The sequence below is a fragment of the Frankiales bacterium genome (assembly GCA_016125335.1).
Lineage (GTDB): Bacteria > Actinomycetota > Actinomycetes > S36-B12 > CAIYMF01 > Longivirga.
In genome coordinates this window covers 104,419-122,234 of the sequence record WGLY01000016.1, presented here as the reverse complement: position 1 = coordinate 122,234, position 17,816 = coordinate 104,419, and the positions used below count along the sequence as shown (strand labels likewise).

Below are 17,816 nucleotides of genomic sequence, written 5' to 3'. Positions count from 1 at the left end.
GCCTAGTTCCAGTGGTCGAAGGGCTCGTCGACCCGCTCGCCGGCCAGGAACGGTCCGATCAGCCCGGGCAGCCGGGCCGGGAAGAACCGCGTGCCGCCGCCCGCCTCGCGCACCTCCTCGGCCGTCCACCAGCGGTGCCCGACGTACTCCTCGAGCTCCTCGGGCGTGCGGCCCTCGCGCCGCGGCACCGGCGCGCGGCCGGGCACCCGGGCGGTGACGACCACCTCGTGCTGCCAGGTGCGCCGGTGACGGCGCACGTACGTCGAGTCGCGCACCCAGGTGGGGGCACCCACGCCGGCCGGGTCGAGGGCGAAGCCGGTCTCCTCGGCGATCTCGCGCACGGCGGTGGCGACGACGTCCTCCCCGGGCTCCATCCCGCCGCCGGGCAGCTCCCACCACTCGCCCGTCTCGGGCATGGTGGGGTCGATCGTGCGGAACAGCAGCAGCCGGCCGTCGTCGTCGAGCAGCACCACGCGGACGCTGGAGCGCTCGACGTCGAAGCCCGGCCAGGCCGTCACGGTGGCCACCCGCGTGCCCGTCAGCGAGACGCCGACCCGGACGCGTCCGAGCTCGGTCGCGACCCCGGTGGGGCGTCCAGTGCCGGGTTCTCGAAGATCGACGGGACCGGCTCGCCGGACCAGTGCGACGTGGGCCAGAGGACCGCCACGACGCGGCCGACCACGTTGCCCACCGGCACGGTGCCGCTGGCGACGTCGAGGTGGTAGCGCGAGTCGGCCGAGTCGGCCCGGTTGTCGCCGAGCACGAAGATGCGGCCCTCGGGCACGGTGATGTCGAACTTCACCTGCGCCGTGCCCGCACCGGGCTTGATGTAGGTCTCGTCGAGCGAGACGCCGTTGACCTGGATGCGGTGCTTGGCGTCGCAGCACACGACGTGGTCGCCGCCGACGCCGATCACCCGCTTGACGAGGTCCTCGCCGGTGTCCGAGGGCAGCAGCCCGACGAAGATGAACGCCTTCTTGAGCCAGCCCTTGACGCCGGTGTCGGGGGGCACGCCCTCCAGCCAGCCGCCGGGGTCGGTGAACACGACGATCTCGCCGCGGTGCACGCCGCCGAACTCGGTGCTCAGCTTCGAGGCGATGATGCGGTCCTGGATCTGCAGCGTGTTCTCCATCGAGGCGCTGGGCACGTAGAACGCCTGCGCGACGAAGGTGCGCACCAGGACCGAGAGCACCAGCGCCACCGCGACGATGACGACGAGCTCGCGCAGCGCACCGCCCTTGCGGGCGGCCCGGCGCTCGGCCTCGCGGGTGGCCGGCGTGGACGGCGTCGTCATGGGGACGCTCCCTGGTCGAGCGCGGGCTGGTCGAAGGTGGCCGGCACCGGGAGCACCTGCATCCGCGACAGGGGCCACACGACGGCGAACGCGCGCCCGATGACGCGGTCGACCGGCACGAACCCGCCGCCCGGGTCGCCGAGGTGGGCCCGCGAGTCGCTCGACATCGCGCGGTGGTCGCCCATCACCCACAGCTTGCCCGGGGGCACGACGACGTCGAACTTGTCCGTGCTCGGGGCGTTGCCGGGGAACAGGTAGTCGGTCTCGCTGAGGGGGACCCCGTTGACGGTGACGTGGCCGGTGGCGTCGCAGCAGACCACGTGGTCGCCGGGGATGCCGATGACGCGCTTGACGAAGTCGCGCTCGTCCGGCGGTGCGAACCCGAAGGTGCGGCCGAACCAGTCGAGCACCTTGCCGAGCGGGTCCGAGGGCGGCGTGATCGACACCTCGGGGGTGAAGGAGTCGACGCCGTTGAACACCACGACGTCGCCCCGGGCGATGTCGCGGACGTGGTAGACGAGCTTGTTGACCATGACCCGGTCGCCCACCTGCAGCGTGTTCTCCATGGAGCCGCTGGGGATGTAGTAGGCCTGCACCACGAAGGTCTTGACCAGGAAGGCGAGCCCGAACGCGATGAGCAGCAGGACCGGCAGCTCCTTCCAGAAGGAGTGCCGGTGCTCGGGTCGGGCGTGGGCGGCTCGCCGGGTGCTCGGGGTCGGCGTCTCGGGACGGGGCGACCCGACGGGCGCTTGGTGAGCCATGGTGGGACGAGCCTAACTGCTGGACCTGGGCGGACATGACGCACGCCCGGCCCCGAGGGGGCCGGGCGTGGCGTGCTCGTGCGGACCGGGACCGCGCCGCCGGGGCGGCGGGCCGGGTCAGTCCTTCGGCGAGTTGTCCCGCTTCTCCTTGATCTTGGCCTTCTTGCCGCGCAGGTCGCGCAGGTAGTACAGCTTCGCCCGGCGGACGTCGCCGCGCGTGACGAGCTCGACCTTCTCGACGATGGGCGTGTGCACCGGGAAGGTGCGCTCGACGCCGACGCCGAAGCTGACCTTGCGGACGGTGAAGGTCTCGCGCACGCCGCCGCCCTGGCGGCGGATCACGACGCCCTGGAAGACCTGGATGCGGGAGCGGTTGCCCTCGACGACCTTCACGTGGACCTTCACGGTGTCGCCGGGGCGGAAGTCGGGCAGGTCGTTGCGCAGCGACGCGGCGTCGACGAAGTCGAGCGTGTTCATGGTGTCTCCTCGCGCGCGCCACCGGTCGCTCGCGGTACGGGGTTCGTCAGGGTGTCCGCCGCCCGGAGGGCGGGACCGCCGGGTCCCCCCGGAGGCAGGGAGCGCGGCGCGAACCCCCGAAGTCTGCCACAGCAGGACGGGACCCTCCCAATCCGCTGCGCCCCGGCCCGATGTCACTGGTGAAACGGTCGTCTCCGCGGCCGGGAAGCGACCCTTTCACCAGTGACATCGCGGTCAGGGGTGGTCGGGGGGCAGGAGGTCGGGACGGCGCTCGCGGGTGCGGGCGCGGGCCTGCTCGGCGCGCCAGGCCGCGATGCGGCCGTGGTCGCCCGAGAGCAGCACGTCGGGGACGGCCCGCTCCCGCCACACCGGGGGCTTGGTGTACACGGGACCCTCGAGCAGCGACTGCATGGCGCCGGCCGCGAAGGAGTCGTCGACGGCGCTCTCCGGGTTGCCGAGCACGCCGGGCAGCAGCCGGGCCACGGCCTCGACCACCACGAGCACGGCGGCCTCGCCACCGGCCAGCACGTAGTCGCCGATGCTGACCTCGTCGACCGTGGTGCGGTCGGCGTACTCCTCCACCACCCGGGCGTCGATGCCCTCGTAGCGGCCGCAGGCGAACACCAGCCAGGGCTCGTCGGCGTACTCCTGCGCGACCTCCTGGGTGAAGCGGCGCCCGCTCGGCGTGGGCACCACCAGCCGGGGGCGCGACGCCGGCCCGCTCGCGAGCACGGCGTCGAGGGCCTCGCCCCACGGCTCGGGCCGCATCACCATGCCGGGCCCGCCGCCGTACGGGGTGTCGTCGACGGTGCGGTGGCGGTCGTGGGTGTGCTCGCGCAGGTCGTGCACGCGCAGGTCGAGCGTGCCGGCCTGCGCCGCCTTGCCCACCAGCGAGAGCCCCAGCGGGGCCAGGTAGTCGGGGAAGATCGTGACGACGTCGATCCGCACGGCTCAGCCCCCCGCGCCGGCGGACGGGCCGGCGGGCGCTCCCGGCTCGTCGGACCCGTCCGGCTCGTCGAGCTCGAGCAGCCCCGGCGGGGGCGCCACGGTCACCACGCCGGCCTCGACGTCGATGTCCGGCACGAGCTCGGCCACGAACGGGACGAGCACCTCGCGGCCGTCCTCGCGGACGACGCTGAGCAGGTCCTGGCCGGGCAGGTGCACCACGTCGCCGACCGTGCCGATGGGCGCGCCGTCGACGCCGACCACGCGCAGCCCCCGCAGCTGGTGGTCGAAGAACTCCTCGGGGTCCTCGGGGACCTCGTCGTCCGCGACGTCGGCCGACAGGACCGCTCCGCGCAGGGCCTCGGCCCCGGTGCGGTCGCGGACGCCGGCCACGGACAGCAGCAGCCGCCCGCTGTGCCAGCGGGCGGCTGCGACGGTGAGGGGGCCGAGCCGCGCCGGCTCGGTCACGAGGACCGAGCCGGGCGCGAAACGGGTCTCCGGGGAGTCGGTGCGCACCTCGACGGTCACCTCGCCACGGATCCCGTGGGGGCGGCCGATGCGTCCGACCACGACGAGCACGAAGCTCAGCGCTCTCCGAGGTCGAGGAAGTCGACGCGCACGTTCTTGCCCGACGACAGCGCGGACAGCACGGTGCGCAGGGCGGTCGCCGTGCGCCCGGACTTGCCGATCACGCGACCCATGTCGTCCGGGTGCACGCGCACCTCGAGGGCGCGGCCCGGACCGCGCCGGCTGGCGCGGTCGCGGACGTCGACGTCCTCGGGGTGGTCGACGATGCCCTTGACCAGGTGCTCGAGCGCCTCCTCGAGCACGTCAGGCCTCGGTGCTCTCGGCGGCCTCCGCGGCAGGGGCCTCCGCGGCAGGGGTCTCCTCGGCGGGCGCCTCGGCAGCCGGGGCCTCGTCGGTCGCGGCCTCGGCCGGAGCCTCGGCGGCGGCGGTGTCGGCCTTGGCGGCGGCCTTCTTCTTCGGGGTCGTCGCCTCCTTGACCGGCTCGTCCGCGGCCTCGAGCGCCGCAGCCTCGAACACGGCCTTCTTGTCGGCCTTGGGCTCGGCCACCTTCAGGGTGCCCTCGGCACCCGCGAGGCCGTGGAACTTCTGCCAGTCGCCGGTGATCTTGAGCAGCACCTGGACGGCCTCGGTCGGCTGCGCGCCGACGCCGAGCCAGTACTGCGCCCGGGCGGAGTCGACCTGGATCAGGCTCGGCTCCTCCTTGGGCTGGTAGAGCCCGATCTCCTCGATCGCGCGCCCGTCCCGCTTGGTGCGGGCGTCGGCGACGACGATGCGGTACTGGGCGTTGCGCATCTTGCCCATGCGCTTGAGCTTGATCTTGACGGCCACGGGGGCTGGTTCTCCTGTAACGACGGGGTGGGACCGGCCGACCCAGCGTGGGGTGCGGGACGACGCGTTTCCCGAGGACTCCGCGCGGTCCGGCCGGTTAGAGGGCCGCCGGACATGGCGGGATCGACCCGCACAGTCTGCCAGAGGGTCGGCGGCGTCCGGAAATCGCCGCCTCACGGCGGGGTCCCCCACGCCGGCGGGGACGCCCGCAGCGGACGGTCAGCCCTTGTCGAGCAGGCCCTTGAACTCCGGCGGCAGCTCGCCGAGCTGCTCCTCGAGGGCCGCGGCGTCGAGCCCGAAGGCCGCGGGGTTGAAGCCGCCGCCGGGCGCGCCGGGAGCCGGCTGCCCGGACCCCGCAGCGGCGCGCTTGGCCGGGTTGCCGCTGCGCTTGGCGCCCTTGGCCTGCTTGGCCTGGGGCTTCTGCCGCGACTTGGCCCGCTTGCCCCCGCCCGCGCCCGGCATCCCCGGCAGCCCGGGCATGCCGCCGCCGGCGCGCATCTGCCGCATCATCTTCTGCGACTCGACGAAGCGGTCGACGAGCTGGTTGACGGCCGAGACCTCGACGCCGGCGCCGCGGGCGATGCGGGCCCGGCGAGAGCCGTTGAGCAGGGTGTGGTCGGCGCGCTCGGCGGGCGTCATCGACCGGATGATCGCGGCGACCCGGTCGAGCTCGCGCTCGTCGAGCGAGTCGAGCTGGGCCTTCATCTCGCCCATGCCCGGCAGCATCCCGAGCAGCTTGGTCAGCGAGCCCATCTTCTTGAGGCTCATCATCTGCTCGAGGAAGTCCTCGAGCGTGAAGTCGTCGCCCTTGGCGACCTTGCCGGCCATCCGCGCGGCCTGCTCGGCGTCGAAGGCCTTCTCGGCCTGCTCGATCAGGGTGAGCACGTCGCCCATGTCGAGGATGCGCGAGGCCATCCGGTCGGGGTGGAAGGTCTCGAGGTCGGTGAGCTTCTCCCCCACCGAGGCGAACAGGATCGGCTTGCCGGTGACCGTCACCACCGACAGCGCGGCGCCACCGCGGGCGTCGCCGTCGAGCTTGGCCAGGACGACGCCGTCGATGCCCACGCCCTCGTCGAAGGCGACGGCGGTCTGCACGGCGTCCTGGCCGATCATCGCGTCGACCACGAGGAGGGTCTCGTCGGGCGAGACCGCGTCGCGCACGCGCTGGAGCTGGCCCATCAGGTCGGCGTCGATGGCGAGGCGGCCCGCGGTGTCGACGATCACGACGTCGTAGAGCCGGGTGCGGGCGAGCTCGACGCCGCTGCGGGCCACGGCCACGGGGTCGCCCACGCCGTTGCCGGGTTCGGGCGCGTGCACCGCCACCCCGGCCCGCTCCGCGACGACGCTGAGCTGGTCGACGGCGTTGGGGCGCTGGAGGTCGGCCGCCACGAGCAGCGGCGCGTGCCCGGCCTCCTTCAGGTGCAGGGCGAGCTTGCCCGCCAGGGTGGTCTTGCCGGCGCCCTGGAGGCCCGCGAGCAGGATCACCGTGGGCGGGTTCTTGGCCAGGCGCAGGCGGCGGGTCTGGCCGCCGAGCACCGCGACGAGCTCCTCGTGCACGATCTTGACGACCTGCTGCGCCGGGTTGAGCGCGCGGTTGACCTCGTCGGACAGCGCCCGCTCGCGCACCGTGGCGGTGAACTGCCGGACCACCGGCAGGGCGACGTCGGCCTCGAGCAGGGCGGTGCGGATCTCCTTGACGGTCGCGTCGACGTCGGCCTCCGACAGGCGGCCCTTGCCGCGCAGGTTGCGGAAGGTCGCGCTGAGCCGGTCGGAGAGCGAGGTGAACAAGGAACGTCCTGTCGTCGGAGGTCCGGGACCACGCCGCCGGCGCGCGGGCCGGCGGGACTCCCAGGGTAACGGGGACCGCCCGGGCCGGCGCCGGGCGCCGCTGGCGGTCCCCTCAGCGCCGGTCGAGCGCCCCGAGCACGGTCACCCGCACCGTCGCCGCGCGCGCGTCCGTGAGCGGGACGCCGTCGTGGTCGACCAGGTAGAAGACGTCGACGACCTCGGACCCGAGCGTGGCCACCCGCGCCGCGATGATCGTGACGTCGGCCGCGGCGATGGCCCGGGTCACGCGGTGCAGCAGCGCCGGCGCGTCGTGGGCCCGGACCTCGAGCACGGTGGCCCGCTCGCTGGCGCCCGGCACGACGTCCACGCGGGGTGCGGCGACCTCGCGGGGCCCGGCGTAGGCGGCGTCCCGCGCGTCGAGACGGGCCGCGACGTCCAGCGAGCCGGCCACGGCACGGGTCACGTCCTCGCGCAGCCGCTCGACGGGGGGCGGGTCGCCGTAGGCCGGCGTCACGGTCCACACCTGCACGGCCCGGCGGCCGCCGTCGGGGGCGGTCACGGTGTCGACCTGCGCCCCGCGCACGGCGAGGCGGTGCAGCGAGAGCACCCCGGCCACGGTGGACAGCAGGCCGGTGCGGTCCGGCGCGGCCACGGTGACCGTGACGACGCCGGCCTGCGGCTCGTCGTCGAGGAGCACCGCGATGCCCTCGGCCGACACCAGGCGCACCGCCTCGGCCACGCGCGCCTGGGCCATCGTGGTGCGCGGTGCCTCGGGCACGGGCCGCCCGGCGAGCACCGCTCGGGTCCGCGCCACGAGGTCGTCGATCAGCGAGCGCTTCCAGTCGCTCCACGCGGCCGGGCCGGTGGCGGCCGCGTCGGCCTCGGTGAGCGCGTGCAGCAGGTCGAGCACGTCCTGGGAGCCCACCGCCGCCGCGACCGACGCGACGGTCGCCGGGTCGTCGAGGTCGCGGCGGGTGGCCGTCTCCGGGAGCAGCAGGTGGTGGCGGACCAGCGACACCAGCACGTCGCAGTCGTCGGGCGCGAAGCCCAGCCGCGGCGCGATGTCCTGCACGAGCGCGACGCCCACGTCGGTGTGGTCGCCCGGCCGGCCCTTGCCGATGTCGTGCAGCAGCGCGCCCACCAGCAGCAGGTCCGGGCGTCCGACCCGCCGCGCGTGCGCCGCGGCCTGCACGGCCGTCTCGACGAGGTGGCGGTCGACGGTGAAGCGGTGCACGGGGTTGCGCTGGGGGGCGCTGCGCACCGGCGCCCACCCCGGGATCAACCGGTTCCACACCTCGGCCTGGTCGAGCGCCTCCCACACCGGGATCGCCGGACGGCCCGCGCCCAGCAGCGACACCAGCGCGTCGCGGGCCGGCGCCGGCCACGGCTCGGGCATCGGGGCGGAGTCGCGGGCCAGCCGGTCGACGGCGTGGGGCGCGAGCCGCAGGCCCGCCTGGGCCGCCGCGGCGGCCGCCCGCAGCACCAGCACGGGGTCGCGCTCGGGCCGGGCCTCGGCCGCCAGCACCGCCTCGCCGTCCTGCACCACGACGCCGTCGGCCAGCGGGGCCCGCTCGCCGCGGGAGCCGCGCAGCCGGCGTGCCGTGGCGGCGATGCCGTTGCGGACGCCGGTGCGCCGGGTCAGCCGCTCGACCCGGTGCCACGTGGTGTCCGCGGCGTACGACACGGCGCGGCCCGCGGCCGACACCCGCCGCAGCAGGGTGTCGGCGGGGTCCTGGCCCTCGACCTCCATCCGGGCGGCGACCGCGGTCTGCTCCTGCTGGAGCAGCCGGTCGGTGGCCCGGCCGGTCACGAGGTGCAGGGCGTCGCGGACGTCGAGCAGCAGCTCGCGGTGCGGCGCGAGCGCGGCCACCGGCGCGTCGGTGACCCACGACGCCGCGACGGCGCGCAGCGCCACGAGGTCGCGCAGGCCGCCGTAGCTGTCCTTGAGGTCGGGCTCGAGCAGGTGCGCGAGCTCCCCCGAGCGCGCGATCCGCTCGTCGACGCCGTGGTGCAGCTCGTCGAGCCGGCGCGGCGCGAGCGCGCGCCAGTCCCCCAGGACCGACTCGCGCAGCGCCTTCGTCAGGCCGTCGTCGCCCACGACGGTCCGCGCGTCGAGCAGGCCGAGCACCACCTTGATGTCCTGCGCCGCCAGGCGACGTGCCTCCGCCGGCGCCCGCACGGCGTGGTCGAGTCGCAGCCCGGCGTCCCACACCGGGTACCAGAGCCGGTCGGCGACGGCGGTGACCTCCTGCACGGCGACGTTCGCCGGGTGGAGCAGGAGCAGGTCGAGGTCGCTGCCCGGCGCGAGGTCGCCGCGGCCGTAGCCGCCCACCGCCACCAGCGCCGCCCCCACGTCGCCGGCACCGGCCGCCACGTAGAGGGCGTGCAGCCACTCGTCGGTGAGCGCGGTGAGCGCCCGGCGCCTCGCGGCGCCGGGCGCTCCCGGTCGTGCCAGGAGCTCGGCGCGGGCCTCGGCGTAGGAGCTCGTCGCCTCGTCCACCGTGACCCGCACCGCGCCTCCTCCCGTTGATGCTCCCCGCGCTAGAGGGCGGCGGGGCCGCGCTCGCCGGTGCGGACCCGGGCCACCGTCTCGACGGGGACCGACCACACCTTGCCGTCGCCGATCCGCCCGGTTTGGGCGGCCTTGACGATGACCTCGACCACGGAGTCGGAGTCGTCGTCCTCCACCAGCACCTCCAGCCGGACCTTGGGCACCAGGTCGACGGTGTACTCCGCCCCCCGGTACACCTCGGTGTGCCCGCGCTGGCGGCCGTAGCCGCTGGCCTCCGACACGGTCATGCCCTGGATCCCGTACGCCTCCAGCGCCGACTTCACGTCGTCGAGCTTGAAGGGCTTGATGATCGCGGTGACGAGCTTCATGCCGAGACCTCCTCGTCGGTCGTGATGGCGATCCTCTCCTTGACGGCGGTGCTGCCGCCACCGAGGCCGCCGCCGGCCAGGCCCTCGAACTCGTACGCGGTCTCCGCGTGCTCGGTGAGGTCGATGCCCTCGAGCTCGGCGTCGCGGCTGATCCGGAAGCCGATGGTCTTCTCGAGCAGGAACCCGAGCACCAGCGCGACCACGAACGAGTACGCGAGCACGGAGAACGCGCCGATCGCCTGGTTGCCGAGCAGCTCGGTGCCGCCGCCGTAGAACAGCCCGTCGGCGCCGCCGATCGCGGAGGTGCCGAAGAAGCCGATGAACAGGCAGCCGACGATGCCGCCGACCAGGTGGACGCCGACCACGTCGAGCGAGTCGTCGTAGTTGAACCGGTACTTCAGGCCCACGGCCAGGGCGCAGATCATGCCCGCGAGGACGCCGAGCAGCACGGCCGCCCACGGCGCCACGAACGCGCACGCCGGGGTGATGGCCACGAGGCCGGCGACGGCGCCGGACGCGGCGCCGAGGCTGGTCGGGTGACCGTCGCGGATCTTCTCCACGAGCAGCCAGCCGCCGAGCGCGGCGGCCGTCGCGACCTGCGTGTTGAGCAGGGCGACCGCGGCGGTGCCGTTGGCGCCGAGCGCCGACCCGGCGTTGAAGCCGAACCAGCCGAACCAGAGCATGCCCGCGCCGATGAGCACCAGCGGCAGGTTGTGCGGGCGGCTCGGGTTCTTCTTGAAGCCCACCCGCCGGCCGAGCACGATCGCGAGCGCCAGGCCCGCCGCACCGGCGTTGATGTGCACCGCCGTGCCTCCGGCGAAGTCCTCGACGCCGCGGGCTGCGAGCCAGCCGGCGCCGACGCCGTCGGCGTCACCGAAGTCGAAGACCCAGTGCGCGACCGGGAAGTAGACGATCGTCACCCACAGAGCGACGAAGATGCCCCAGGTGAGGAACTTCGCGCGGTCGGCGATCGCACCGCTGATGAGCGCCGGGGTGATCACGGCGAACATGAGCTGGAAGCCGGCGAACGCCAGCAGCGGGATCGGGTAGTCCCCGCCGTTGTACGTGAGCGCGTCGACCGACGTGCCGATGTCGGTGATGCTGAAGTCACCGAACAGGCTGTGGCCCTGCGAGCTCCCGAACGCGAGGTTGAAGCCGTAGATCACCCACAGCACGCTGACGATGCAGATCGTGATGAACGACATCATCATCATGTTGAGGGTGCTCTTGGCCTTGGTCATGCCGCCGTAGAAGAACGCGAGACCCGGGGTCATGAGCAGCACGAGCGCCGTGCTGGCCAGGACCCAGGCGGTGTCTCCCGAGTTCAGATCCATCGATCGATCTCCTCCCCAATGAGCAGCGGCGCGTGGGACGCGTCCGGCTGCACCCGACGCGTCCCTGCGCCGACCTGGGGTGAACTCCATCGGCGGGGTGTTCCAGCGCCGGGCACCCCGTGTTTCGCGTCGGTGACGTTTCGCCGCGGCGTGTTACGGGCGTGTGTCGCGCCCGGTCACCGGGTCGCCCGTCCGGCGCAGGCCGCCCGGCTTCAGCGGGGCAGGGCGCGGGGATCGCGTCAGAGCCGCCGGGCGAGGTGCAGGAGCCGGAAGTCCGTGCGCACCGGCGTGATCCCGGCGTGCCAGGGGAAGTCGTCGACCTCGCCGGTGGGGGCGTAGCCGCGCCGCTCGTACCAGGCGATGAGGTCGGTGCGCCGGTCGATCACCGTCATCTCGAGCCGGGCGCAGCCCCACTCGTCGCGCGCGAGCGTCTCGCAGGCGGCCAGCACGGCCGCGCCGGTGCCCAGCCGCTGGCGCTGCGGGTCGACGGCGAACATCCCGAAGTAGGCCGTTCCGCCGCGCCGCTGGAGCAGCGCGGTGCCGACGACCTCGTCGTCGAGCACGGCCACCACGAACACGCTGCCGGGGACGGCGGCCAGGCCGCGCACGGTCGCGACGTCGGTGCGCGGGCCGGCGATGTAGTCGGCCTCGCTGGTCCAGCCGTGCTCGGACCCGGGGCCGCGGTAGGCGCGCACCACGAGCGCGGCGACGGCCGGCAGGTCCTCGTCCGTCGCCGTCCGCAGCTCGAGGGCGCCCACCGGTCAGTCGAGCAGCGCGTCGACGAACGCCTCGGCGTCGAACGGCGCGAGGTCGTCGGGGCCCTCGCCGAGGCCCACCAGCTTCACCGGGACGCCGAGCTCGCGCTGCACGGCCACGACGATGCCGCCCTTGGCGGTGCCGTCGAGCTTGGTCAGCACGATGCCGGTGACGTCGACCACCTCGCCGAACACCTGCGCCTGGCGCAGGCCGTTCTGGCCGGTGGTCGCGTCGAGCACGAGCAGCACCTCGTCGACGGGCGCCTGCTTCTCCACCACCCGCTTGACCTTGCCGAGCTCGTCCATGAGGCCGGTCTTGGTGTGCAGGCGGCCGGCGGTGTCGAGCAGGCAGACGTCGGCGTGCTCGTCGAGCGCGTGCTTTACCGCGTCGAAGGCCACCGCCGCGGGGTCCGCGCCCTCCGGGCCGGTCACCACGGTGGCGCCGACGCGGTCGCCCCAGGTCTGCAGCTGCTGGCTGGCCGCCGCGCGGAAGGTGTCGGCCGCGCCGAGCACCACGGTGCGGCCGTCGGCCACGAGCACCCGGGCGAGCTTGCCGGTGGTGGTGGTCTTGCCGGTGCCGTTCACGCCGACGACCAGCACGACGGCGGGACGCTCGGCGTCGGTGTGGGTGGCGACCGACCGGTCCAGCGCGGGGTCGACCAGCGCGAGCAGCTCCTCGCGCAGGATCGCCCGCGCGCCGGCGGCGTCGGCGACGGACTCGGCCCGGGTGCGGGCCCGCAGCCGCTCGACGAGCTCCTGCGTCGGGCCGACGCCGAGGTCCGAGGCGAGGAGGGTCTCCTCGACCTCCTCCCAGGTGGCCTCGTCGAGCCGGTCGCGGGTCAGCAGGGCGAGCAGGCCCTTGCCCACCGCGGTGTTGGACCGGGCCAGCCGGGCGCGCAGCCGGGCCAGGCGCCCGGCGCTGGGCTCCGGGCGCTCGAGCACTGCTGTGGGCGCCTGCCCGCCGGGCAGCTCGACGTCCTCGATCACCGCGACGTGCGACGCGGGCTCGTGCGTGGGCGGTGCCGTGGGGTGGATCGGCGGGAGGGTCGGGGTGCGGTGCCCGCCCTCGCGGCCGCGGCCGCGCACGAGCGCGACGGCGACCACGGCGACGAGCAGGACCGCGACCGCGATCAGGACGTAGAGGAGCGCGGGGTTCACCCCGGCATCCTCCCATCGGCGGCCGGGCGCCCCGACCCGGCGCCGGTCGCAGCGGACGCCGGGACCGCGCCGGACGCGACGCGCTCCGAGGACGGTTCCGAGGGCAGGAGGCGGCAGTCGCGCCACATGACCGCCCACAGCCCGAGCAGGGGCAGCGTGCACCACGACGCGGCGAGCACGACGCCCGGCCACTCCAGCCCGCCGGCCCAGCGGTGCCGGGGCAGGCTCGACCAGGTGAGAGCAGCCATGAGCAGCAGCGACAGGCGCACGAACGGCCGGTCGTGCCGGTCGAGCACGACGAGCAGGGCCGGCAGGGCGACCACGAGGTCGTAGCCCAGCAGGTGCGGGTTCGCGACGACGGTGGTGAGCAGTCCGAGCGCCCACACCGGCACGACCGCCCCGCGGGGTGCGCGCCAGGCGACCACGAGCGTCGCGACGACGAGGGCAGCGGCCACGGCGTAGCCGACGGCGCCGGCGGCCGGCCCGAGCGCGGGCGGGACCACCGCCGTGAGGAACGACGGCACCCCCTGCATCATCCAGGCCTGGAACGACTGGATCCGGTCGTGGTACTCCTGCGACACCAGCACTGATGCCCAGTCGGCCACCGCGCGCGGACCGACCACGGCCACCGACACGAGCGCGAGGCCGCTCGCCGCGGCGCACCAGGCCGCGAGGCCGCGCCAGCGTCGCTGCACCAGCAGCAGGAGCGGCACCAGGGCGAACAGCTGCGGCTTGACCAGGCCGAGCGCGAGCACCGCGCCCGCCGCCGCGTCGCGGCCCGAGGCCAGCAGGCGCAGCCCGCACACCCAGAGGAACAGGCTCAGCGCCGAGTCCTGCCCGATGCCCACCACCTCGAGCACGGGTTGCGTGGCCGCGACCACGAGCACCACGGCCGGCCACGTCCGCGCGGACCCCAGGCGGGGCAGCAGCGGCCGGGCCAGCACGGCCGAGCCGACCAGCAGCGCGAGCGAGACCACGGTCCACGCCGCGGCGCTCGCCGGGTAGGGCAGGAGGGCGAACGGCGCGAACAGCACCGCCGCCACCGGCGGCCCGACGAACCACGACAGCTCCGTCGCGCTGCCGGTCACCGGCGTCTGCACGGTGTGCTGCACCGCGACGTCGTACAGCGTGTCGGTGCGCCCGTCGAGCAGCAGGCGCCCGCCGGTCCAGTGCGCCACGTAGTCGGGCAGCAGCGCCGTGCCGATGAACGTGCGCGGCGGGTGCCCCAGCACCACGTTGACGACGAGCCCGACGACGTCGAGCACCACGACGACCACCGCGCCGGTGAGCAGCACCCGACGGGTCAGCAGCGCGTCGAGGCGCAGGGCCGCGGCGCGCACGGGCCGACCCCGGCTCAGGCCGGGAGGGCGGCGGGCTCGGCCGAGCCGTCGGTGACGTCGACCTCCCCCGGCTCCGGGTCGCGCGCGTCGCGCAGCCGCTGCCCGATGACGGTGGTGACGCCGTCGCCGCGCATCGAGACGCCGTAGAGCGCGTCGGCGATCTCCATGGTGCGCTTCTGGTGCGTGATGACCAGCAGCTGGGAGTCCGCGCGCAGCTCCTCGAGGATGCCGAGCAGCCGCTGCAGGTTGACGTCGTCGAGCGCCGCCTCGACCTCGTCCATGATGTAGAAGGGGCTCGGGCGGGCCTTGAACAGCGCCACGAGGAAGGCGACCGCCGTCAGCGAGCGCTCGCCGCCGGAGAGCAGCGAGAGCCGCTTGACCTTCTTGCCGGGGGGCCGGGCCTCGACCTCGATGCCCGTGGTGAGCATGTCGCCCGGCTCGGTGAGCAGCAGCCGGCCCTCGCCGCCGGGGAACATCCGCGGGAAGATCCGCTCGAACTCGCGCTCGGTGTCGGCGTAGGCCTCCGCGAACACCTGCTGCACGCGCTCGTCGACGTCCTTGATGATCGAGAGCAGCTCGTCGCGCGAGCGCTTGAGGTCGTCGAGCTGCTCGTTGAGGAAGCGGTGGCGCTCCTCGAGCGCGGAGAACTCCTCCAGGGCGAGCGGGTTGACCTTGCCCAGCAGCGCCAGGGACTTCTCGGCGCTGCGCAGCCGCTTCTCCTGCTCGGCACGCACGTAGGGGTACGCCGCCGGCTCCGGCTCGTCGGGGTGGACCTCGTCGCCCGGGGCCACCGCGGACGGCGGGACGAGCACGTCCGGGCCGTACTCGGCCTCGAGGGTCTCGGCGTCGACGCCGTGGTCCTCCATCGCCTTGCCCTCGATGGCCTCGATGCGCAGCCGCTGCTCGGCGCGGGCCATCTCGTCGCGGTGCACGGACGACGTGAGCGACTCGAGCTCGGTCTGCAGCTCACGGGTGCGGCCCCGCAGCGCGAGCAGCTCGCCCTCCCGGCGCGTGCGGGCGCGCTCGGCGTCCTCGCGCTCGCTGGAGGCGATGGCCAGCGACACCTCGAGCCGTGCGAGCGTGGCGCGGGCACCGGCCGCGACGGCCGTGGCCACCGCCGCCGCCCGCGCGCGGGACTCGCGCCGCTGCACCGAGGCGGCCCGGGCGGCCCGCTCGGCCGTCGCGGCCCGCTCGAGGGACTCCGCCCGGCCGGACAGCGCACGGGCGCGCTCCTCCCCCGTGCGCACCGCGAGCCGGGCGTCGACCTCGGCCTGACGCGCCGCGACGGCGAGCCCGCCGAGCCGGTCGCGCTCGTCGGTGGAGGGCTCGTCGTCGGACGGGGCCGCCTCCGCGGCGGCGAGCCGGGCCGACAGCTCGTCGTGGGTGGCCTGGTCGGCGTCCTTCGCGGCGGTGGCCGAGGCGATCGCCGCGGCGAGCCGGTCGGCCTCGCCCGCCGCCGCCCGGGCCGCGGAGCCGAGCTGGCCGAGCTGCTCGGCGACGGCGGCCATCCGGGCGTCGGACTCGTGCAGGCGGGCGAGCGCCGCCTCGACGCGCTCCTGCGCCGCGTGCAGCGCCGACGCCGCCCCGCCGAGCTCGAAGCGCACGCGCTCGCAGCGGTGGCCGGCGCGCTCGAGGAACTCGCGCGCCTCGTCGACCGCCGCCTGCACCTCGAGCAGCGAGGGCGCCGACGACGAGCCGCCGTGCACCACCCCGGCGGACACGAGGTCGCCGGCGCGGGTGACCGCGACGACGTCCTGGCGGGCCAGCGCCCGGGCCGTGGCGAGGTCGTCGACGACGGCCACGCGCGCGAGCGCCACGGCCACCGAGCCGGCCAGCGCGTCGGGCGCGCGCACGAGGTCGACCGCCCAGCGGGCGCCCGGCGGCAGGGCCGGCCAGGCCGAGCGGTCCGGCGCCCCGGCTCCGCCCACGAGCAGCGCGGCCCGCCCGGCGTCGTCGTCCTTGAGCAGGGTGAGCGCGTCGACGGCGTGGTCGACCGTGCCGACCGCGACGGCGTCGGCCAGGGGCCCGAGCGCGGCGGACACCGCCGCCTCGAAGCCGGGCTCCACATGCACCAGCGCGGCCACGGTGCCCAGGACCCCGGAGAGCCGCTCGCCTGCGGCGAGCAGCGCGGCGCCGCCGTCCTTGCGGGCGAGGCCGAGCTCGAGCGCCTCGACCCGGGCGGTGAGCGCGTGGCGCTCCCGCTCGGCCTCCTGCTCCTCGAGCCGCAGCGCCTCGACCCGGGCCTCCACCTCGGCGAGCGCGGCGGCGGCGAGCTCGTGCTCCTCGTCGAGCCCCACCTCGCCCTCGTCGAGGCCGGCCACCTGGGACTCGAGGGCGTGGAAGTCGGCGGTCGCGCGGTCCGCGCGGGCGCGCGCGTCGGCGTGCTGCGCGGTCAGCCGCTCGACCTCGGCGGCACGCGCCTCGAGCCGCGACGTGGCCGCGTGCACCTGGCCGGTGAGCCGCACCAGGCCCTCGCGCCGGTCGGCGGCCGCCCGCACGAGCGCGGCCAGCCGGCGCTCCTCGGCGGCGTGGTCGGCCTCGGCCTGGGCCCGCGCCGAGACGGCCGCGGCCAGCACGTCGCGGTCGGCGGCCACCTGCCGGGCGAGCGCGGCCTCCTGCTCGCGGACCTCGTGCGCCTCGGCCTCGAGCTCCTCGGGGTCGCGCCCGCGGCGCTCCTCCTCCGGCTCGGGCTCGAGGTGGCGCACGCGCTCGCTCGCGAGGTCCGCGGTGCTGCGCACCCGCTCGCGCAGGCTCGAGAGCCGGTACCAGGTCTCCTGGGCGCGGGCGAGCGTCGGCGCCTCGTCGGCGATCTCGGCCTCGAGCACGGCCTCGCGCGCGGTGGCGCCGGCGAGCTCGGCCTCGACCTCGGCGCGCCGCTCGCGCAGCGCGGACTCGTCGGCGACCTCCTGCTCGAGCGCCTCGCGCAGGGTGACGAGGTCGTCGGCGAGCAGGCGCAGCCGGGAGTCGCGGACGTCGGCCTGGATCACCGCGGCGCGCCGGGCCACCTCGGCCTGCTTGCCCAAGGGCTTGAGCTGGCGGCGCAGCTCGCTCGTCAGGTCCTGCAGGCGGGTGAGGTTGGCCTGCATCGACTCGAGCTTGCGCAGCGCCTTCTCCTTGCGCTTGCGGTGCTTGAGGACGCCGGCAGCCTCCTCGATGAACCCGCGGCGCTCCTCGGGGGAGGCGGAGAGGATGTCGTCGAGCTTCCCCTGCCCGACGATGACGTGCATCTCGCGCCCGATGCCCGAGTCGGAGAGCAGCTCCTGGACGTCGAGCAGCCGGCACGGGGCGCCGTTGATGGCGTACTCCGAGCCGCCGTTGCGGAACATCGTCCGCGAGATCGTGACCTCGGCGTACTCGATCGGCAGGACGCCGTCGTGGTTGTCGATGGTGAGCAGGACCTCGGCCCGGCCCAGGGGCGGGCGGCCGGCGGTGCCGGCGAAGATGACGTCCTCCATCTTGCCGCCGCGCAGGCTCTTGGCGCCCTGCTCGCCCATGACCCACGCGATCGCGTCCACGACGTTGGACTTGCCGGACCCGTTCGGGCCGACGACGCAGGTGATCCCCGGCTCGAAGTGCAGCGTGGTGGACGACGCGAAGGACTTGAATCCGCGCAGGGTGAGGCTCTTGAGGTGCAAGAGAGGAACTCCAGGCGCGTCGGCGGCTACGGGTGTGGGGCGTGCGTCCGGGGAAGAGCCCTCACCCTACCCTCGCGGCCCGGGCGCGCGGCT

The 17,816-nt window shown here is 75.1% G+C and carries 16 protein-coding genes; all 16 read right to left on the bottom strand.

The genetic code is table 11. The annotated features are described in order from the left end of the window. Positions 1-2 precede the first annotated feature (2 nt). The 16 genes from GC157_09845 to smc all read right to left on the bottom strand — a co-directional run bounded on the left by GC157_09845 (position 3) and on the right by smc (position 17,723). Positions 3-518 carry an NUDIX domain-containing protein gene (locus GC157_09845; protein ID MBI1377767.1) on the bottom strand — a complete coding sequence of 172 codons (516 nt, stop codon included), beginning with the start codon at positions 516-518 and terminating at the stop codon, positions 3-5. A 20-nt stretch (positions 519-538) separates the two neighbouring features. Further along, complete coding sequence (gene lepB, locus GC157_09840; GenBank protein MBI1377766.1) at positions 539-1,294, bottom strand: signal peptidase I; 756 nt, start codon at positions 1,292-1,294, stop codon at positions 539-541. Then, complete coding sequence (lepB, locus tag GC157_09835) at positions 1,291-2,055, bottom strand: signal peptidase I (GenBank protein MBI1377765.1); 765 nt, start codon at positions 2,053-2,055, stop codon at positions 1,291-1,293. Before lepB (GC157_09835) ends, lepB (GC157_09840) begins: the two co-directional genes overlap by 4 nt. Before the next feature lie 117 nt (positions 2,056-2,172). After that, positions 2,173-2,532: a 50S ribosomal protein L19 gene (locus GC157_09830; GenBank protein ID MBI1377764.1), complete on the bottom strand. Its 360-nt coding sequence runs from the start codon at positions 2,530-2,532 to the stop codon at positions 2,173-2,175. Between the two features lie 234 nt (positions 2,533-2,766). Beyond that, positions 2,767-3,480, bottom strand: coding sequence for a tRNA (guanosine(37)-N1)-methyltransferase TrmD (gene trmD / locus GC157_09825; protein ID MBI1377763.1), 714 nt, complete (start codon positions 3,478-3,480; stop codon positions 2,767-2,769). Positions 3,481-3,483: 3 nt separating this feature from the next. Next, entirely contained in the window at positions 3,484-4,056 is a 573-nt protein-coding gene (gene rimM, locus GC157_09820) for a ribosome maturation factor RimM (GenBank protein ID MBI1377762.1), read from the bottom strand. 5 nt (positions 4,057-4,061) lie between these two features. Beyond that, positions 4,062-4,307, bottom strand: a complete 246-nt coding sequence (locus tag GC157_09815) for an RNA-binding protein (GenBank protein MBI1377761.1) — start codon at positions 4,305-4,307, stop codon at positions 4,062-4,064. 1 nt (position 4,308) lies between these two features. Continuing rightward, a complete protein-coding gene (locus GC157_09810; protein MBI1377760.1) occupies positions 4,309-4,833 on the bottom strand; it encodes a 30S ribosomal protein S16 in 525 nt (174 codons plus the stop codon). A gap of 219 nt (positions 4,834-5,052) precedes the next feature. Continuing rightward, positions 5,053-6,621, bottom strand: a complete 1,569-nt coding sequence (locus GC157_09805) for a signal recognition particle protein (protein MBI1377759.1) — start codon at positions 6,619-6,621, stop codon at positions 5,053-5,055. 112 nt (positions 6,622-6,733) lie between these two features. Then, entirely contained in the window at positions 6,734-9,133 is a 2,400-nt protein-coding gene (locus GC157_09800; GenBank protein MBI1377758.1) for a [protein-PII] uridylyltransferase, read from the bottom strand. 29 nt (positions 9,134-9,162) lie between these two features. Next, on the bottom strand, positions 9,163-9,501 hold the full coding sequence (locus tag GC157_09795; protein ID MBI1377757.1) for a P-II family nitrogen regulator: 339 nt from the start codon (positions 9,499-9,501) through the stop codon (positions 9,163-9,165). Beyond that, positions 9,498-10,835: an ammonium transporter gene (amt, locus tag GC157_09790; protein MBI1377756.1), complete on the bottom strand. Its 1,338-nt coding sequence runs from the start codon at positions 10,833-10,835 to the stop codon at positions 9,498-9,500. Before amt ends, GC157_09795 begins: the two co-directional genes overlap by 4 nt. Before the next feature lie 239 nt (positions 10,836-11,074). Beyond that, positions 11,075-11,593, bottom strand: a complete 519-nt coding sequence (locus GC157_09785) for a GNAT family N-acetyltransferase (protein ID MBI1377755.1) — start codon at positions 11,591-11,593, stop codon at positions 11,075-11,077. 3 nt (positions 11,594-11,596) lie between these two features. Continuing rightward, the gene (ftsY, locus tag GC157_09780; protein ID MBI1377754.1) at positions 11,597-12,748 is read right to left on the bottom strand and encodes a signal recognition particle-docking protein FtsY; all 1,152 of its coding nucleotides are present in this window, start codon (positions 12,746-12,748) and stop codon (positions 11,597-11,599) included. Next, complete coding sequence (locus GC157_09775; protein ID MBI1377753.1) at positions 12,745-14,088, bottom strand: DUF2029 domain-containing protein; 1,344 nt, start codon at positions 14,086-14,088, stop codon at positions 12,745-12,747. Before GC157_09775 ends, ftsY begins: the two co-directional genes overlap by 4 nt. 14 nt (positions 14,089-14,102) lie before the next feature. Next, a complete protein-coding gene (gene smc, locus GC157_09770; protein ID MBI1377752.1) occupies positions 14,103-17,723 on the bottom strand; it encodes a chromosome segregation protein SMC in 3,621 nt (1,206 codons plus the stop codon). Positions 17,724-17,816: the final 93 nt, after the last annotated feature.